This is a genomic window from Mesorhizobium sp. CO1-1-11 (assembly GCF_020164995.1).
GTDB classification, from domain to species: Bacteria; Pseudomonadota; Alphaproteobacteria; order Rhizobiales; family Rhizobiaceae; genus Mesorhizobium; species Mesorhizobium australicum.
On the sequence record NZ_JAIUHE010000018.1, the window covers coordinates 111,234 to 127,502 of the forward strand.

Below are 16,269 nucleotides of genomic sequence, written 5' to 3' on the forward strand. Positions count from 1 at the left end.
GGCCTCGCTCTCAGCGCGGAGCGGCAGCCTCGAACACCTTGTCGCCGCCGATCCAGACGCTTCCTATGTCAAGATTGTCCGACAGCGCAACGATGTCGGCCGCCGTGCCATTGGCGAAGCGGCCAAGCCGGTGCGACTGGCCGATCGCCTGGGCCGGGTAGAGCGAGGCCATGCGCAAGACTTCGGACAGCTCGAGCCCGACAGTGCGGTGCATGAACCGGATGGCCGAGATCATGTCGAGGTCGGCACCGGCCAGCGTCCCGTCGGCAAGCCTGAGGCTGCCATCCCTGCGGTAGATGGTGCGGCCGTTGAGCGTGAACGAACTCATCTCGGTGCCGATCGTCGCCATCGCGTCGGTGACCAGCACGATCCTGCCCGGTCCCTGCTTGGCGTCGAGCGCGATCCTGATCGTGGCGGGGTGGACATGGATACCGTCGGCGATCAGCCCCGCCGACAAGGCGCCGATGTCGATCGCGGCGCCCGCCAGCCCGGGCTCGCGGTTGCCGATCTGGCTCATCGCGTTGAACAGGTGCGTGACGACGCTGGCGCCGGCCTCGGCAAAGGCTTTAGCCGTGGCATGGCCAGTGTCGGAATGGCCGAGGCTGACGATGACCCCGGCCTTGGCCAAGTCCTTGACGCGGGCAGGATCGACGGATTCGGGCGCGATCGTGGTGAGCAGCACCGGCAGCTTCTGTCGCGCCGCGATCAGCATGGCCTGGTCGGCGTCCGTCATCGGCCGGATCAGCGCCGGATCATGCGCACCCTTGCGGGCAATCGACAGATGCGGACCTTCCAGATGCAGGCCGAGGAAACCCGGCACTTTTTGCAGCGCTGCCGCTTCGCCGGCGGCAATCGCGGCGGCCGTGATTGCGGGCGTGTCGGTGATCAGCGTCGGCAGCAGCGCCGTCGTGCCGAACGGCGCGTGCGCGCGGCAGATGGTCTCGATCGAGGCGACATCGGGATGATCGTTGAGCATCACACCGCCGCCGCCATTGACCTGGATGTCGACGAAGCCCGGCACCAGCATGCCGCCGCCGGTGTCGACGGCACGGATATCCCCGGGCAGCGCGCCTTGCGGCAGCATGGCTTCGACGAGGCCGTCGCGCACGACAAGGGCCGCGCCTTCGTGCCAGTCGTCGCCGTCGAAGATGCGGGCGCCGGTCAGGGCAAAACGGTCGCTCATACGGTCTCCGTCACCTTGCGAAGGTTGCGCGGCGCGTCCGGATCGAGGCCGCGATGGCGGGCAAAGGCCTCGACGAACATGTAGAAGGAAACGATCAGCGTCAGCGGATCGGTCAGCGGGTGACCGGTGGCGACATGCGGCAGGCGCGTGGCGCGATTGGCGAGCGCCGAGGTGACGAAAACCGGCGCGCCCTTGGCCGCCAGGCTGTCGGCGGCGTCGGCCACTGAGGGCTCGGACGCGTCGCGAGCGGCCAGCGCCAGCACCGGAAAGTCGGGGCCGATCAGCGCCAGCGGGCCATGCATGACTTCGGCCGCGCTATAGGCCTCGGCATGCATGCCGCAGGTCTCCTTGAACTTCAGCGCCGCCTCGTTTGCCATCGCCGCCGACGGACCGCGGCCGAGAATGAACAGGGACTTCTGCTTCTCGATCGTCTCGGCCAGCACGCTCATCCAGTCGCAGGCGATCGCCTTGCCGAAATGCTCGGGCAGGCGGGCCAGGGCCGCGAGAAGCGCGTCGTCGCCGGTCGAATGCGCCATCAGGGCGAGACCGGCAACGGCGGAATTGATGAAGGTCTTGGTTGCCGCGACGCTGCGCTCCGGCCCGGCGAGTATGTCTATCGCATAATCCGAGGCGCGCGCGAGCGGCGAATCGGCGGTGTTGGTGACGGCAATGGTCAGCGCGCCGCCGGCTCGTGCGGTTTCGGCCATCGCGACAATGTCGGGGCTCTTGCCCGACTGCGAGATCGCCAGGCAGGCCGAGCCGTCAAGCCGGAGCTTGCGGCCATAGATCGAGGCGATCGACGGTCCGACCGAGGCGACGGCAAGGCCCGCGGTCAATTCGACGGCATATTTCATGAAGGTGGCGGCATGATCGGACGAGCCTCGCGCCACGGTGACGACGAAATGCGGGTCGCGCTCCTTGATGCCGCGCCCTGCTTCGGCCAGCACGGCACCGGAGCCGTCGAGCAGGCGGGCGACGGCTTGCGGGATCTCCTCGATCTCGCGCTGCATATGCGTGGTGTTGGCAATCATGATCGGCCCTCTTCGCTCGGCCCTGTCAGCCGCAGTTCGGCGACGAAATCATAGGCGTCGCCCCGGTAGATGGAGCGGGTGAACTCGATCACCTTGCCGCTCGCCAGGTAGGAAATACGCTCGATATGCAGGCCGGCAATGCCCGGCGGCACTTCGAGCAGGCGCGCATCGCCCTCGCCGAGATTGGCGGCGGAGATGCGCTGCACCGCGCGCACCGGCCTGTTGCCGGTCAATTCCAGCGCCGCGTAGAGCGAGGAGCCAATTCCAGCCGGGTCCGGCAGCACGCTGGCCGACAGCGAAGCGCGTTCGATCGCCAGCGGCGTGTCGTTGGCGATGCGCAGGCGCGCCACGCGCGCCACCAGTTCGCTCGACGAGAGGCCAAGCACCATCATCTCGTCGGGCGAGGGCGCGTAGAGGCCGCGGTCGAGCCAGGCCGAGCGCACCGCCATGCCGCGCCGCGCCATGTCTTCGGTGAAGGAGGTCAGCCGCGACAGCGACTGCTCGACGCGCTCCATGCGCGGCGCCACGAAGGTGCCCGAGCCATGGCGCTGCACCAATATGCCGCCCTTGACCAGGTCTTGCACCGCCTTGCGCACGGTGACGCGCGAAATGTCGGCCTTGGTGGCGATGTCGCGCTCGGAAGGCAGCGCGTCGCCCGGGCCGATCAGGCCGCGATTGACGGCGTCCTCGATGCTTTTCCTGAGCTGCAGGTAAAGCGGCGCGCCGCTTTGCGAGGATTGTTTGAGCGTGGCGAAGATCTGGTCGGCGGCATCGCTCATCGCGCAGCCTCCGCGCGCCCAGCGAAAAGGCGTGCCGCCATCTGCACGGCACCGCCTAGCGCATCGTCGAGCGGTTCCTTCAGCAGGGCGCGGTAGCGCGCCGACAGGCGCGGCGCATAGAGCGGCGCCAGCCCGCCGAGCAGGCAGAGCGGTGCTCCGGCGGCGAGGTCGAGCGCGCCAAGCGAGGCCTCGACATCGGCGACCGCCTTGTCGAGGATCCAGTTGGCGACAATGTCGCCTTTTTGCGCGTGCTCGAACACTTTCGGCGCGAAGCCGCCAAAATCGCCGGGCTTGGCGTTGGTGGTGAACTCGACGACGTCCTCGGGATTGTTGCGGAAAACGGCCATCATGCTGTCGGTCAGCGGCGAGGCCTGGCGCACGCCATCATGCGCGAGCAGGGTCTGCTCCAGCAGGTCGCGGCCGATGCGGGCGCCGCTGCCCTGGTCGCCGACCTGGAATCCCCAGCCGCCGATGGCGCGCGATTTGCCATCCCTGCGCGCCATATAGGCGGTGCCGGTGCCCAGGATCGCCATCGCGCCGTCACCGGAACCGACCGCGCCTTCGAGCGCGATCTCCGCATCGGTCTCCACGCGGCTGGTGCTGAACGGCAGGATCGCCTCGAGCTGCTGCCGGTAAGTGCCGACATTGGCGCCGGCAAGGCCGAGGATGGCGGGTGTTTGCGGGATCAGGTCCGGATCTTGCCCGGCGGCGATGAAAGCCTGCCGCGCCGCATCGACGATGTTCGAGCGGGCGCCGGTGAGATCGGTGCGGATGTTGGCGGCGCCGCTTTTGGCGCGGCCGACAACAGCGCCGTCCGCCGTTGCCAGTGCGGCCCTGCAGCTGGTGCCGCCGCCATCGATACCGAGCACGAATTTCACGCGATTTCTCCTCCGGCAGGATAATACCAATAAAATACCAATAGCCAAGAGTTAATTTCCGTTTCAAAAAGATTAAGCCGTATTTTATTGAAAAGCTTCCGCAATTCGTCGGCTTAGCGATTTCCTGACTGCGAATTCGTTAATGCATGTGGACAAGTGGTATTTTTTTGGTATTGTTTTGTGGATCGGAGGAACTGGGATGGCCGAAACGCGCACCGAAGCGCTGCATGGGAATGCCGAGGGGCTGGATATCCAGGCTCCCGAAGTCATCCTTGCTTCGCTGGCCGATGCGCAGGTCGAGGCCGCCAAAGCGGTCCGCAACGCCATTCCCTCCATCGCCAGGGCAGCCGAGATCATTGCCGGCCGCCTGAGCGGCGGCGGCAAGCTTGCCTATGCCGCGGCCGGCAGCTCCGGCCTGATGGCGCTGGCCGATGCGCTGGAATTGCCGGGCACGTTCGGCATCCAGCGCGACCGCATCGCCATCCTGATCGCCGGCGGCGACGACGCCTTGAGGACACTGGCCGGCGGACCCGAGGACGACGCCGAGGAGGCCACGACGGCGGTTGCCAATGCGGGTGTCGGCGTGGGCGATTGCCTGATCGCCCTCTCCGCCAGCGGCACGACGCCCTATGCGGTGGGCGCCATCGAGGAGGCGCGGCGCCGGGGAGCCGCCACCATCGGCATCGCCAACAACAGGGGTTCGGCTCTGCTCCAGCAGGCCGACACCGCCATCCTGCTCGAGACACCGCCGGAAGTGATCGCCGGCTCGACCCGCATGGGCGCCGGAACGGCGCAGAAGATCGCGCTCAACATGCTGTCGACGCTGACCGCCGTTCATCTTGGCCATGTCCATGACGGCTACATGGTCAACCTCCTGGCCGATAACATGAAGCTGCGCGACCGGGCGGCGCGCATCGTCGCCGCCGTCAGCGGCCGCGGCCAGGAAGAGGCCGCCAGCCTGCTCGAAAAGAGCGGCGGCGCGGTCAAGACCGCCATTCTGCTCGCCGCCGGCGCCGACAGCGCCGATGCGGCGCGCAAGATACTGGAACGGACAGGCCAGAAGCTGCGGCCAGCCCTTTCCGCGCTGGGGCATGATCCCGAAAAGTGGAAACCGCTTTTCGGAAAAGATCATGCTCGAACAAGGAAATAGGCCAGTTTCATTCCCGATTCCCATCGGGGTGAAACGGGCTTGCGAGGGGAACAAGGGCTCCAAAGCCCAGGTTCTCATCAAAACCGAACCTGAAAAAGGTCAACAGGGAGACTGAGCATGACAACGAAACTACTGACGGCACTGCTTCTGGGCACCAGCATTCTCGGCTCGGCCGGATTGGCTCACGCCGAGGACGTAACGCTCAACATCGAAAGCTGGCGCGGCGACGACCTTGCCATCTGGAAGGATAAGCTGATCCCGGCCTTCGAAGCCAAGAACCCCGGCATCAAGGTGGTGTTCGCCCCATCGGCCCCGACCGAATATGACGCCGCCCTCGGCGCCAAGCTCGCCGCCGGTTCGGCGGGCGACCTGATCACCTGCCGCCCGTTCGACAAGTCGCTTGAACTCTACAAGAAGGGCAACCTTGCCGACCTGTCGGCGCTGCCCGGCATGGAAAACTTCTCGCCGGTCGCAAAGTCCGCCTGGCAGACCGATGACGGCAAGGCGAGCTTCTGCGTGCCGATGGCATCCGTCATCCATGGCTTCATCTACAACAAGGACGCCTTCGACAAGCTTGGCATCAAGGTGCCTCAGACCCGAGACGAATTCTTCGCCGCGCTCGACAAGATCAAGGCCGACGGCACCTATATCCCGATGGCGATGGGCACCAAGGACCTCTGGGAAGCCGCGACCATGGGCTACCAGAACATCGGCCCCAACTACTGGAAGGGCGAGGACGGCCGCAAGGCGCTGATCAAGGGCGATCAGAAGCTGACCGACAAGGACTGGGTCGCGCCGTATGAGGAACTGGCCAAGTGGAAGCCTTACCTGGGCGACGGCTTCGAGGCCCAGACCTATCCGGACAGCCAGAACCTGTTCACGCTCGGCCGCGCCGCCATCTACCCGGCCGGCTCGTGGGAAATCGGCCTGTTCAACACCCAGGCACAGTTCAAGATGGGCGCCTTCCCGCCGCCGGTCGAGAAGGCCGGCGACACCTGCTACATCTCCGACCATACCGATATCGGCATGGGCCTGAACGCAGCCTCCAAGCACGCGGACGCGGCCAAGACCTTCCTGTCCTGGGTGGCTTCGCCTGACTTCGCCACCATCTACGCCAACGCGCTGCCGGGCTTCTTCAGCCTGAACTCCTCGCCGGTGAAGATGGAAGACCCGCTGGCGCAGGAATTCGTCTCCTGGCGCGGCAAGTGCAAGTCGACGATCCGCTCGACCTACCAGATCCTGTCGCGCGGTACGCCGAACCTCGAAAACGAGACCTGGGTTGAATCGGCCAACGTCATCAACGGCACCGATACGCCCGAAGCCGCGGCCAAGAAGCTGCAGACCGGTCTCGACAGCTGGTATAAGCCGGCCAAGTAAGAGCTCAGGCAGCGGAGCCGGCTGGGCGCATGCCCGGCCGGTTCCGGATTACCCTGTCTTCATATTGCGATTGTCGGCTCTGCCTCACGGCCTTACCCTTGCTGTTGTTGGGGAAGGCTGGCTGATCAGTCGCAGGCCTTTGTCTTGCCGCACCGGGCAAGGTTGGGCCATGCATCGAGGCATCATCTAGCATCACATCGTCTGGAACCGAGAGACGGCGGGGACCGAACTCATGGCCGCACAAACACGACCCAAAAGACCATTCCGCTGGCATATCGCCGTCTTCCTGGCGCCGGCGGTGCTCGTCTATACGGCGATCATGATCCTGCCGCTCGCCGGCACGCTGCAGCTCTCGCTGTTCCGCAATGTCGACCAGTCCCAGATCTTCGTCGGCCTGGACAATTTCCGCACCCTGTTCGGCGATCCCAACTGGTCGGTCAATTTCTGGAATGCGTTGCGCAACAATGTCTGGTTCTTCATCATCCACATGCTGGTGCAGAACCCGGTCGGCGTGCTGTTGGCGGCAATTCTCTCCAGCCCCAGGCTGCGGTTCGCCGCCTTCTACCGCACCGCGATCTTCGTGCCGACCATCCTGTCCTTCGTCATCGTCGGCTTTGCCTGGAAGCTGATCCTGTCGCCGCTATGGGGCGTGGCGCCGCATCTGCTCGACTTCGTCGGCCTGAAAAGCCTGTTCACGCCCTGGCTCGGCAAGGAGCAGTACGCGCTGACCGCGCTCAGCCTGATCTCGGTGTGGCAGTTCATCGGCATTCCGATGATGCTGATCTATGCCGCGCTGCTGTCGATCCCCGAAGAGGTGATCGAGGCGGCCGAATGCGATGGCATCACCGGCCTGTCGCAGTTCTGGAAGATCAAGCTGCCGCTGATCCTGCCGTCGATCGGCATCATCTCGATCCTCACCTTCGTCGGCAACTTCAACGCCTTCGACCTGATCTACACCGCTCAAGGGGCTCTCGCCGGTCCGAACTATTCGACCGATATTCTCGGCACCTTCCTCTACCGCGCCTTCTTCGGCTTCCAGCTGCAGGTCGGCGATCCCAACATGGGCGCGACCATCGCCACGATCATGTTCCTGATCATCCTGGGCGGTGTCTGCGTCTACCTCTTCCTCATCCAGACGCGCCTGCGTCGCTACCAGTTCTGAGGGGACGGAGATGAGCATCGCCACCCGTTCACTGCCCCGCACCATCGGCGCCCACGCGATCCTGCTGACCTACACGGCGATCGCGCTGTTTCCGGTGATCCTGGTCATCATGAATTCGTTCAAGTCCCGCGCTGGCATCTTTGGCGCGCCGCTGACGCCGCCGACGCCAAAGACTTTCGACCTGATCGGCTACACCACGGTGATCGGCCAGGGCGACTTCATCCACTATTTCCAGAACAGTCTCGTCGTCACCGTCGGCTCGCTGTTCTTCGTGCTTCTGTTCGGCGCCATGGCTGCGTTCGCGCTGTCGGAATATCGCTTTCGCGGCAACACGATGATGGGGCTTTATTTGGCGCTCGGAATCATGATCCCGATCCGCCTCGCCACCGTCGCCATCCTGCAATTGATGGTGGCGAGCGGGCTGGTCAACACGCTGACGGCGCTGATCCTGGTCTACACCGCGCAAGGCCTGCCGCTGGCGGTCTTCATCCTGTCCGAATTCATGAAGCAGGTGTCCGACGATCTGAAGAACGCCGGCCGCATCGACGGCCTGTCGGAATACACCATCTTCTTCCGTCTGGTCGTGCCGCTGGTGCGGCCGTCGATGGCAACCGTCGCCGTCTTCACCATGATCCCGATCTGGAACGATCTGTGGTTCCCGCTGATCCTGGCGCCGTCGGAAGAGACCAAGACGGTGACGCTCGGCGCCCAGCTTTTCCTCGGCCAGTTCGTCACCAACTGGAACGCCATTCTGGCAGCACTGTCGCTGGCGATCCTGCCGGTGCTGATCCTCTACGTCATCTTCTCGCGGCAACTGATCCGCGGCATTACTTCCGGAGCCGTCAAGTGAGTTCAGAAAGACCCCTTCGCGTTGTCGTCGCCGGCCTAGGCAATATGGGCCGCAGCCATGCGCTGGCCTATCACACCAATCCAGGTTTTCAGATCGCCGCGCTGGTCAACCGCTCCGACGTGCCTTTGCCTGGGGGGCTGTCCGGCTATGGCATCAGGCGTTCGTTCGATGACGCCCTGCGCGACGAAAAGCCCGACGTCGCCTGCGTCGCCACCTATTCCGACAGCCATGCCGATTATGCGGTGAAAGCGTTCGAGGCCGGCTGCCATGTCTTCGTCGAAAAGCCGCTGGCAACGACGGTGGCCGACGCCAGGCGTGTCGTCGCGGCAGCCAAGGCCAACGGCCGAAAGCTGGTGATCGGCTATATCCTGCGCCACCACCCGTCCTGGATCCGGTTGATCGCCGAAGCGCGCAAGCTCGGCGGTCCCTACGTGTTCCGCATGAACCTCAACCAGCAATCCTCGGGCCATACCTGGGAGACGCACAAGCAGCTGATGCAGACGACATCGCCGATCGTCGATTGCGGCGTGCATTATCTCGACGTCATGCTGCAGATCACCGATGCCAAGCCGGTCGAGGTGCGCGGGATGGGCGTGCGGCTGACCGAGGAAGTCGCGCCCTCCATGTACAATTATGGCCATCTGCAGGTGCTGTTCGATGACGGTTCGGTCGGCTGGTACGAGGCCGGCTGGGGCCCGATGATTTCGGAAACCGCCTTCTTCGTGAAGGACGTGATTTCGCCCAAGGGCTGCGTGTCGATCGTCATGAAGGAGGGCGTGAAGTCCGACGACATCGACACCCACACCAAGACCTCGACCATCCGCCTGCACAGCGCCGCGACCGGCACGGACGGCAAGTTCCTAAAGGCGGACGAGATGTTGTCGATGGAAGGCGAACCCGGCCATCAGGATCTCTGCGATCTCGAACAGGCATTTGTCCTCAAGGCGATCCGCGAGGATATCGATCTCACCAGACATATGGACGACGCCGTGCGGTCGCTCGCCGTCTGCCTTGCCGCCGACGAGAGCGTGCGCGGCGGAAAGGCGGTGCGACTGTGATCAGGCTGTCGTCGTCCGCGCCTTACGGCGCCCGCTTGGCGCCTACTCATCAATTTGGAGGACTGCCGTGGGCTCGCTGAAGATCGAGAACGTGAAAAAGGCCTTTGGGCCGGTCGAGGTGCTGAAGGGCATCGACCTCGAAGTGACGGATGGCGAGTTCGTCGTCTTTGTCGGCCCTTCGGGTTGCGGCAAGTCGACATTGCTCCGGGTCATCGCCGGTCTGGAGGATTCGACCTCGGGCCGGGTGCTGATCGATGGCGAGGATGTCTCGGTCACCCCGCCGGCGAAACGCGGCATCGCCATGGTGTTTCAGACCTATGCGCTCTATCCGCATCTGACGGTGAAGAACAATATGGGCCTCGGCCTCAAACAGGCGAACACGCCGGCGGCGGAAATCGACCGCCGCATCGGCATCGCCTCGTCCATGCTGTCGCTCGAGCCCTATCTCGAAAGACGACCTGCGGAACTTTCCGGCGGCCAGCGCCAGCGCGTCGCCATCGGCCGCGCCGTGGTGCGCGAGCCGAAACTGTTCCTGTTCGACGAACCGCTGTCGAACCTCGACGCGGCGCTGCGCGTCAACACGCGGCTGGAGATCGCGCAGCTACATCGCCGGCTGAAGGCGACGATGATCTACGTCACCCACGACCAGGTCGAGGCGATGACGCTGGCCGACAAGATCGTGGTGCTCAATGCCGGAAAAATCGAGCAGATCGGCGGCCCGATGGAGCTCTACAATTCGCCGGCAAACGAGTTCGTCGCCGGCTTCATCGGCTCGCCGAAGATGAATTTCGTCGACGGCGCCCGGCTCGGTGAGACAGCCAAGACCATCGGCGTGCGGCCGGAGCACCTGACCGTCGATCCGAAATCCGGCGCCTGGAAGGGCACGGTCGTCCACGCCGAACATCTCGGCGCCGACACCAATCTCTATCTGGATTGCGAGAAGGCCGGCCTGATCACCGTGCGGATTTTCGGCGTGTACGACGCGGAGCCGGGCGCCACGCTCTATGCGACGCCCGATGCGGCGAAGACCTATAGGTTTGGCGCTGATGGGAAGACGATAAAGTAATAGCTGGAGAGGGGCCGGCGCTGCCCCTCATTCGCCTGCCGGCACCTTCTCCCCGTATGGTGACGGGGAGAAGGAATGGCCGCAACGCTGGCGCTCCCTCTCCCCGTTCGTCACGGGGAGAGGGTAGGGGTGAGGGGCGGCGCTAACTTATCAGGCTTACACGTCAGCCCTGAACGTCTGCTTCTGCTGCCCCAATCCTTCGATCCCCAACTCCACGACATCGCCTGCCTTCAAGAACACCGGCGGCTTCATGCCGAGGCCGACGCCGGGCGGGGTGCCGGTCGAAATAATGTCGCCGGGGTGCAGCGACATGAACTGGCTGAGGTAGGAAACGAGATAGGCAACGCCATAGACCATGGTCTTGGTCGAGCCGTTCTGCATCGTCTTGCCGTTGACCGTCAGCCACATCTTCAGGTTCTGCGGGTCTGATACTTCGTCCTTGGTCACCAGCCACGGTCCGGTCGGGCCGAACGTGTCGCAGCTCTTGCCCTTGGTCCACTGGCCCTGGCGCTCGGCCTGGAAGGCGCGTTCGGACACGTCATGGGAGACGCAATAGCCGGCGACATGGTCGAGCGCGTCGGCTTCGCTGACATATTTGGCGGTTTTGCCGATAACCACGCCGAGCTCGACTTCCCAGTCGGTCTTCTCGGAGCCGCGCGGGATCAGCACGTCATCGTCCGGGCCGACGATGGCCGAGCTTGCCTTCATGAAGATGATCGGTTCCGGCGGCACGGTGGCCCCGGTCTCGGCGGCATGGTCGGAATAGTTGAGGCCGATGCAGATGAACTTGCCGGTGCCGGCGACGCAGGCGCCGAGGCGCGGCTTGCCGGAAACCGCCGGCAGCGACTTCGCATCGAGCTTCGAAAGCATGTCCAGCGAGGCCGGATGAAGTGTCGTGCCGGCAATATCGGCGACATGGGCGGAGAGATCGCGGATCGTTCCATCCGCATCGAGCAGGCCGGGACGTTCGCTTCCCACCTCGCCATAGCGCAGCAGTTTCATGCATCTTCTCCTGATTGCGGCCTCGTGGCCGTTCTACAAACTCTCCGCCGGGGCGGCCGTCTCTGGAACCGGGCGGACCCTAGCCATCGGCCTGCTTCACGACAAGCGCGAACAGCCTGTATTGGCGGCCGGCGATCCGATGTCCGGTTTTCTCAAGGCAGCGCTCAGATCGACCAGCCGCCGTCGATATTATAGGCCTGCCCGGACGTGTAGGTGGCGCCGGCCAGGTAGACGGCGAGATCGGCGATCTCCTCGGGCGTGCCGAGCCGGCCCATTGGCTGGCGGGCGATGAAGGCGGCGCGGGCGGCGTCATAATCGCCCTGGGCGTGCATGCGGTCCTGCAGCGACGGGCTCTCGACCGTGCCGGGGCAGATGGCGTTGCAGCGTATGCCCTTGCCGACATAGTCGGCCGCGACCGCCTTGGTCAGCCCGATGACGGCGGCCTTGGTGACGCCATAGGCGAAGCGGTTCGGCACGCCCTTGGTCGAACTGGCCAGCGAAGCCATGTTGATGATCGACCCGTCGCCACGCTCCAGCATGCCGGGCAGCACCGCCCGGATGGTTCGGATCATGGCGCGCACGTTGAGATTGAAAGCGAAATCGAGATCGGCGTCCTTCATCTCCAGGATCGAGCCCGAATGGACGAAACCGGCGCAATTGAACAGCACGTCGACGGCGCCGATCTCTGCAAAGGCGGCATTGACCGCCTCGTCGTTGAGCACGTCGACCTTGCGGGTCTTGATCCCTGATGTCTTGGCGAGTTCCGCCAGCAGCGTCTCGTTGATGTCGGTGGCATGGACGGTAGCGCCTGCCTTGGCGAAGGCCAGCGCGCTCGCCTTGCCGATGCCTTGCGCCGCTGCCGTTATGACAACGACCTTGCCCGCCAGTTCCGCCATGCTTTGTTCCTCGCCTGCTTGGGTCAAAAAGCTTTTATCGGCGGCTGGCGAAAGCGTCATGTGCCAGTCAGGCGCGATTGTGCGGCCTGTGCCAGTTCACTGATAAAGATGTTTTTTCTGGTTAAAGAACATATGGCCAGGCGTCAAGCCCGACCGCGATCCCTGTGGTGACATGCCCTAGAGCCGGATGATTTCAGGTCAAGTCGACCTGAAATCTGGATCCGTCTCTAAATCAATGAGATAGAGCATGATGTCGTCCGAAAACCGCTTCACACTTTTCGGCATCATGCTCTAGTCGCCGTAAGGCACCCAGACATTCTTCACCTCGATGGCACGGCGCAGAAAAACGTCGCCGGCGGCTTCTTCCGAGGCCCAGTCGAGGCTGCGGCCGTTGCCGCTCCAGACGCGTTTGAGGTTGCCGATGGACTCGGCTTCCGCCTTGGCGCAGGTATCCGCGTCGGCGACCAGCCACAGTCCGTCGACGTCGTCGTGCTTGGCCAGCACGCCGGCAAGCTCCGCGGTGCGTCCGGTGACGATGTTGATGGCGCCAGCCGGCACATCGGAATATTCGATGACCTGATAGAGATCGGTGGCCAGCAACGGATACCGTTCCGATGGCACGGCGACCACCGTGTTGCCCATGGCCAGCGCCGGCGCGACCAGCGAGATGAAGCCGAGCAGGGGCTGATTGTCCGGCGCGACGATTCCGACGACGCCGACCGGCTCATGCAGCGCCAGCGTCACGGCACGCGCCGGCGGCTGGTGCACGCGTCCCTCGAACTTATCGGCGAGGCCGGCATAGAGGAACAGCCGTTCGACCGAGAGCTCCACCTCGTCCCGCGCGGCCTTGGCGTTGGCTCCGGTCAGTTCGGTGAGCCGGGCGGCAAATTCTTCCGAGCGGCCGGAAAGGTTCTCGGCCAGGTAATAAAGCACCTGCGACCTGTTATAAGCGGTCGCCTCCGGCCAGCTTTTGCAGGCGCGGGCAGCCGAAACCGCATCGCGGATATCCTTGCGGCTGCCGAGCCCGACTTCGCCGGCGAGCTTGCCCTTGGCGGTGGCGACGGCAAGCGAGTAATTGCCGTCCGGCCGCACCTGCTTGCCGCCGATGAACAGCTTCGCCGTGCGGTCGATAGCGGCGCCGTCCGCCTGTTCCACGGGCTGCGCCGAAGATGGCGCCGGCTTGATGACCGGGCCGAGCGGCAGTTTTGCCGAGAGATATTCGAACATGCCCTCGCGCCCGCCCTCGCGGCCGAAACCGCTCTCGCGATAGCCGCCGAAGCCGCAGGCGGCGTCGAACATGTTGGTGCCGTTGACCCAGACCACGCCAGCCTTCAATTGCGGCGCGACATGGAGCGCCAGGTTGACGTTCTCGCTCCACACCGAGGCTGCGAGGCCATAGCGCGTGTTGTTGGCGAGTTCGATCGCTTCCTCGGTGTTGCGGAAGGTCATGGTGGCGAGCACCGGCCCGAACACCTCTTCCTGCGCCAGAACATTAGCCGGCGAAACACCGGTAGCGAGCGTCGGCAGGTGATAGTAGCCGGAAGACGGCAGCGTTGCATCCGGCTGCCAGCAGACGGCGCCCTGCCGGGCACCTTCGGCGATCAGTCCCTTGACCCGGTCGAGCTGGGTCAGATCGACCAGCGGGCCGATATCGGTGTTCTTGTCGAGCGGGCTGCCGACACGCAGCCGGCTCATGCGCGTCTTGACCTTGGCGATCAAGGCGTCCGCGATGCCTTCCTGCACCAGAAGCCGCGACCCGGCGCAGCAGACCTGGCCCTGGTTGAACCAGATGCCGTCGACCAGGCCCTCGACGGCGCTGTCGAGATCGGCGTCCTCGAAGACGATGAAAGCCGACTTGCCGCCAAGCTCCAGCGACAGTTTTTTCCCTGACCCGGCGGTGGCCTTGCGGATGATCTTGCCGACTTCGGAAGAGCCGGTGAAGGCGATCTTCTGGATGCCGGGGTGGTTGACGATCGCCGCGCCCGCATCCGGGCCGCCCTGCACGATGTTGACGACGCCTTTCGGCACGCCGGCGCGTTCGCAGATCTCGGCGAACAGAATGGCGGTGAGCGGCGTGAACTCGGCCGGCTTCAGCACCACGGTACAGCCCGCCGCGAGCGCCGGCGCGATCTTCCAGGCCAGCATCAGCAGGGGAAAATTCCACGGGATGATCTGGCCGACGACGCCGACCCCCTTTTGGCCGGGAAAATCCCTCTCCAGCGCCTGCGCCCAGCCGGCATGGTGAATGAAATGGCGGATCGCCAGCGGCACGTCGATGTCGCGGCTTTCGCGGATCGGCTTGCCGTTGTCGATCGTCTCAAGCACCGCGAACAGCCGCTGGTGGCGCTGCATGGCGCGGCCGATGGCGTAGAGCACTTTCGCGCGCTGGTATCCGGAACTGGCGCTCCATTTCGGCAGCGCCTTTGCGGCGGCCGCAACCGCCGCGTCGATGTCGGCGGCATTGGCATCGGACACCTTGGCCAGCAGCTTGCCGGAAGACGGCTCGCTGGTGTCGAAGGTCTTGCCGCCGCCGGCCGCTTTCCAGTCGCCACCGATGAACAGCGCTTTGGAGAAATCGCGCCCGGCCAGCCATGCATCGGCCTGGTTGCGAGCCTCCGGCGCCGGGCCGTATTCCATGGCGTGATAGCGTTCAAGGACGTTCATCAGGTTCCTCCTTCACCCTCCCCCTTGTGGGGAGGGTCGATCGGCAAAGCCGATCGGGGTGGGGGTGCTCAAGCCATCGCGTGGCGGTGATTGGCCGAATAATGCCCGGTCAGATGATGCTCGAGCTGACGTTCGATATCGGTCAGCAGGCTCGATGCGCCAAAGCGGAACAGCTCCGGCTCCAGCCATGGACGGCCGAGCTCTTCCTTCATCAGCACCAGCCAGTCGAGCGAGACTTTCGCGGTCGAAATGCCGCCGGCCGGCTTGAAGCCGATGAGATAGCCTGTCTCCTCGAAATAGGCCCTGATGGCGCGCACCATGGCGAGGCCGACAGGCAGTGTGGCATTGACGCTTTCCTTGCCGGTCGACGTCTTGATGAAATCGGCGCCCGCCATCATCGCCACCATCGAGGCCAGCATGACGTTGCGCAGCGTGGCGAGGTCGCCGGTGCCCAAGATGACCTTGAGATGCGCGTCGCCGCAGGCGGCCCGCATCGAGACGATTTCATTATAAAGCTCGCGCCACTTGGCGCCGAACACCAGGCCGCGCGGGATCACGACATCGATCTCGTCGGCGCCGTCCTTCACCGAGGCCTCGATCTCCTGCAACCGGGTCGACAGCGGCGCCAGCCCATGCGGAAAGGCGGTGGAGACCGCGGCGACATGGATGCCGGTGCCGCGCACCGCGTCCACGGCCGTGGCGACGAAGGGATGGTAGACGCAGACGGCGGCGGGCCGGATGGTCTCGCCCGCAATGCCGAGGCCTTCCATGATGTCGCGGCGCAGCGGGTTGATCGCCTTGGCGCAGAGCCGGCGCACGCGCTCCTCGGTGTCGTTGGAGTTGAGCGTCGTCAGGTCCATGCAGGCGATCGCCCGCAGCAGCCAGGCGGCCTGGTTGTCGGCCTTGATCGAGCGCCGCTTGGTCAGACTGGCGACGCGGCGTTCCAGCGCGGAGCGGTTGACGCTGCGTACCGATTCGAGAAAACCGAGGTCGAGTTTCAGGCCGGGATTGCGCGCGAAATGATGGTCCAGCGGCACCGGCGTGTTGGCGGCGGCGCGCGCCGGCAGCGGCGTCACCTTGGTGCCAAGATCGGCTTCGCGGATTGTGCTGCTCATCTCCTGCCCTTTCATTCAGCGGCGTGCGCTTGATATCTCACGCGCGCATCCTTCTCCC

The 16,269-nt window shown here is 64.6% G+C and carries 14 protein-coding genes; 6 read left to right on the forward strand and 8 right to left on the reverse strand.

What is annotated here, in order from left to right; translation table 11 throughout:
* Positions 1-10 precede the first annotated feature (10 nt).
* Genes nagA through LB554_RS21410 form a run of 4 tightly spaced genes read right to left on the reverse strand, consistent with a single transcriptional unit; the run spans position 11 to position 3,871 of the window.
* A complete protein-coding gene (nagA, locus tag LB554_RS21395) occupies positions 11-1,183 on the reverse strand; it encodes an N-acetylglucosamine-6-phosphate deacetylase (protein ID WP_224586841.1) in 1,173 nt (390 codons plus the stop codon).
* The gene (locus LB554_RS21400) at positions 1,180-2,214 is read right to left on the reverse strand and encodes an SIS domain-containing protein (protein WP_140660278.1); all 1,035 of its coding nucleotides are present in this window, start codon (positions 2,212-2,214) and stop codon (positions 1,180-1,182) included. Before LB554_RS21400 ends, nagA begins: the two co-directional genes overlap by 4 nt.
* Entirely contained in the window at positions 2,211-2,993 is a 783-nt protein-coding gene (locus LB554_RS21405; RefSeq protein WP_140619779.1) for a GntR family transcriptional regulator, read from the reverse strand. Before LB554_RS21405 ends, LB554_RS21400 begins: the two co-directional genes overlap by 4 nt.
* Positions 2,990-3,871, reverse strand: a complete 882-nt coding sequence (locus LB554_RS21410; RefSeq protein WP_140711933.1) for an N-acetylglucosamine kinase — start codon at positions 3,869-3,871, stop codon at positions 2,990-2,992. Before LB554_RS21410 ends, LB554_RS21405 begins: the two co-directional genes overlap by 4 nt.
* Before the next feature lie 199 nt (positions 3,872-4,070).
* Here LB554_RS21410 and LB554_RS21415 point away from each other — a divergent pair, with 199 nt between their 5' ends.
* The 6 genes from LB554_RS21415 to LB554_RS21440 all read left to right on the forward strand — a co-directional run bounded on the left by LB554_RS21415 (position 4,071) and on the right by LB554_RS21440 (position 10,534).
* A complete protein-coding gene (locus LB554_RS21415) occupies positions 4,071-5,021 on the forward strand; it encodes an N-acetylmuramic acid 6-phosphate etherase (protein ID WP_224586843.1) in 951 nt (316 codons plus the stop codon).
* A gap of 117 nt (positions 5,022-5,138) precedes the next feature.
* Positions 5,139-6,398 carry an ABC transporter substrate-binding protein gene (locus tag LB554_RS21420; RefSeq protein WP_224586845.1) on the forward strand — a complete coding sequence of 420 codons (1,260 nt, stop codon included), beginning with the start codon at positions 5,139-5,141 and terminating at the stop codon, positions 6,396-6,398.
* Between the two features lie 232 nt (positions 6,399-6,630).
* Positions 6,631-7,560 carry a carbohydrate ABC transporter permease gene (locus tag LB554_RS21425; protein ID WP_015314651.1) on the forward strand — a complete coding sequence of 310 codons (930 nt, stop codon included), beginning with the start codon at positions 6,631-6,633 and terminating at the stop codon, positions 7,558-7,560.
* Positions 7,561-7,570: 10 nt separating this feature from the next.
* Entirely contained in the window at positions 7,571-8,410 is an 840-nt protein-coding gene (locus LB554_RS21430) for a carbohydrate ABC transporter permease (RefSeq protein ID WP_140660275.1), read from the forward strand.
* The gene (locus tag LB554_RS21435; RefSeq protein ID WP_140792341.1) at positions 8,407-9,468 is read left to right on the forward strand and encodes a Gfo/Idh/MocA family protein; all 1,062 of its coding nucleotides are present in this window, start codon (positions 8,407-8,409) and stop codon (positions 9,466-9,468) included. The genes LB554_RS21430 and LB554_RS21435 overlap by 4 nt, the downstream gene beginning before the upstream one ends.
* A gap of 67 nt (positions 9,469-9,535) precedes the next feature.
* Positions 9,536-10,534 (forward strand): ABC transporter ATP-binding protein, encoded by a 999-nt coding sequence (locus LB554_RS21440; RefSeq protein WP_140824633.1) that lies wholly within the window; start codon positions 9,536-9,538, stop codon positions 10,532-10,534.
* 156 nt (positions 10,535-10,690) lie between these two features.
* Here the strand turns inward: LB554_RS21440 and LB554_RS21445 are convergent, their stop codons facing one another.
* The 4 genes from LB554_RS21445 to deoC form a co-directional block, all read right to left on the reverse strand.
* The gene (locus LB554_RS21445) at positions 10,691-11,536 is read right to left on the reverse strand and encodes a fumarylacetoacetate hydrolase family protein (protein ID WP_015314647.1); all 846 of its coding nucleotides are present in this window, start codon (positions 11,534-11,536) and stop codon (positions 10,691-10,693) included.
* Positions 11,537-11,700: 164 nt separating this feature from the next.
* Complete coding sequence (locus LB554_RS21450) at positions 11,701-12,432, reverse strand: SDR family oxidoreductase (RefSeq protein WP_224586847.1); 732 nt, start codon at positions 12,430-12,432, stop codon at positions 11,701-11,703.
* 291 nt (positions 12,433-12,723) lie between these two features.
* A complete protein-coding gene (locus LB554_RS21455) occupies positions 12,724-15,096 on the reverse strand; it encodes an aldehyde dehydrogenase family protein (protein WP_224586848.1) in 2,373 nt (790 codons plus the stop codon).
* 68 nt (positions 15,097-15,164) lie between these two features.
* Positions 15,165-16,211: a deoxyribose-phosphate aldolase gene (gene deoC / locus LB554_RS21460; RefSeq protein ID WP_224524898.1), complete on the reverse strand. Its 1,047-nt coding sequence runs from the start codon at positions 16,209-16,211 to the stop codon at positions 15,165-15,167.
* Positions 16,212-16,269: the final 58 nt, after the last annotated feature.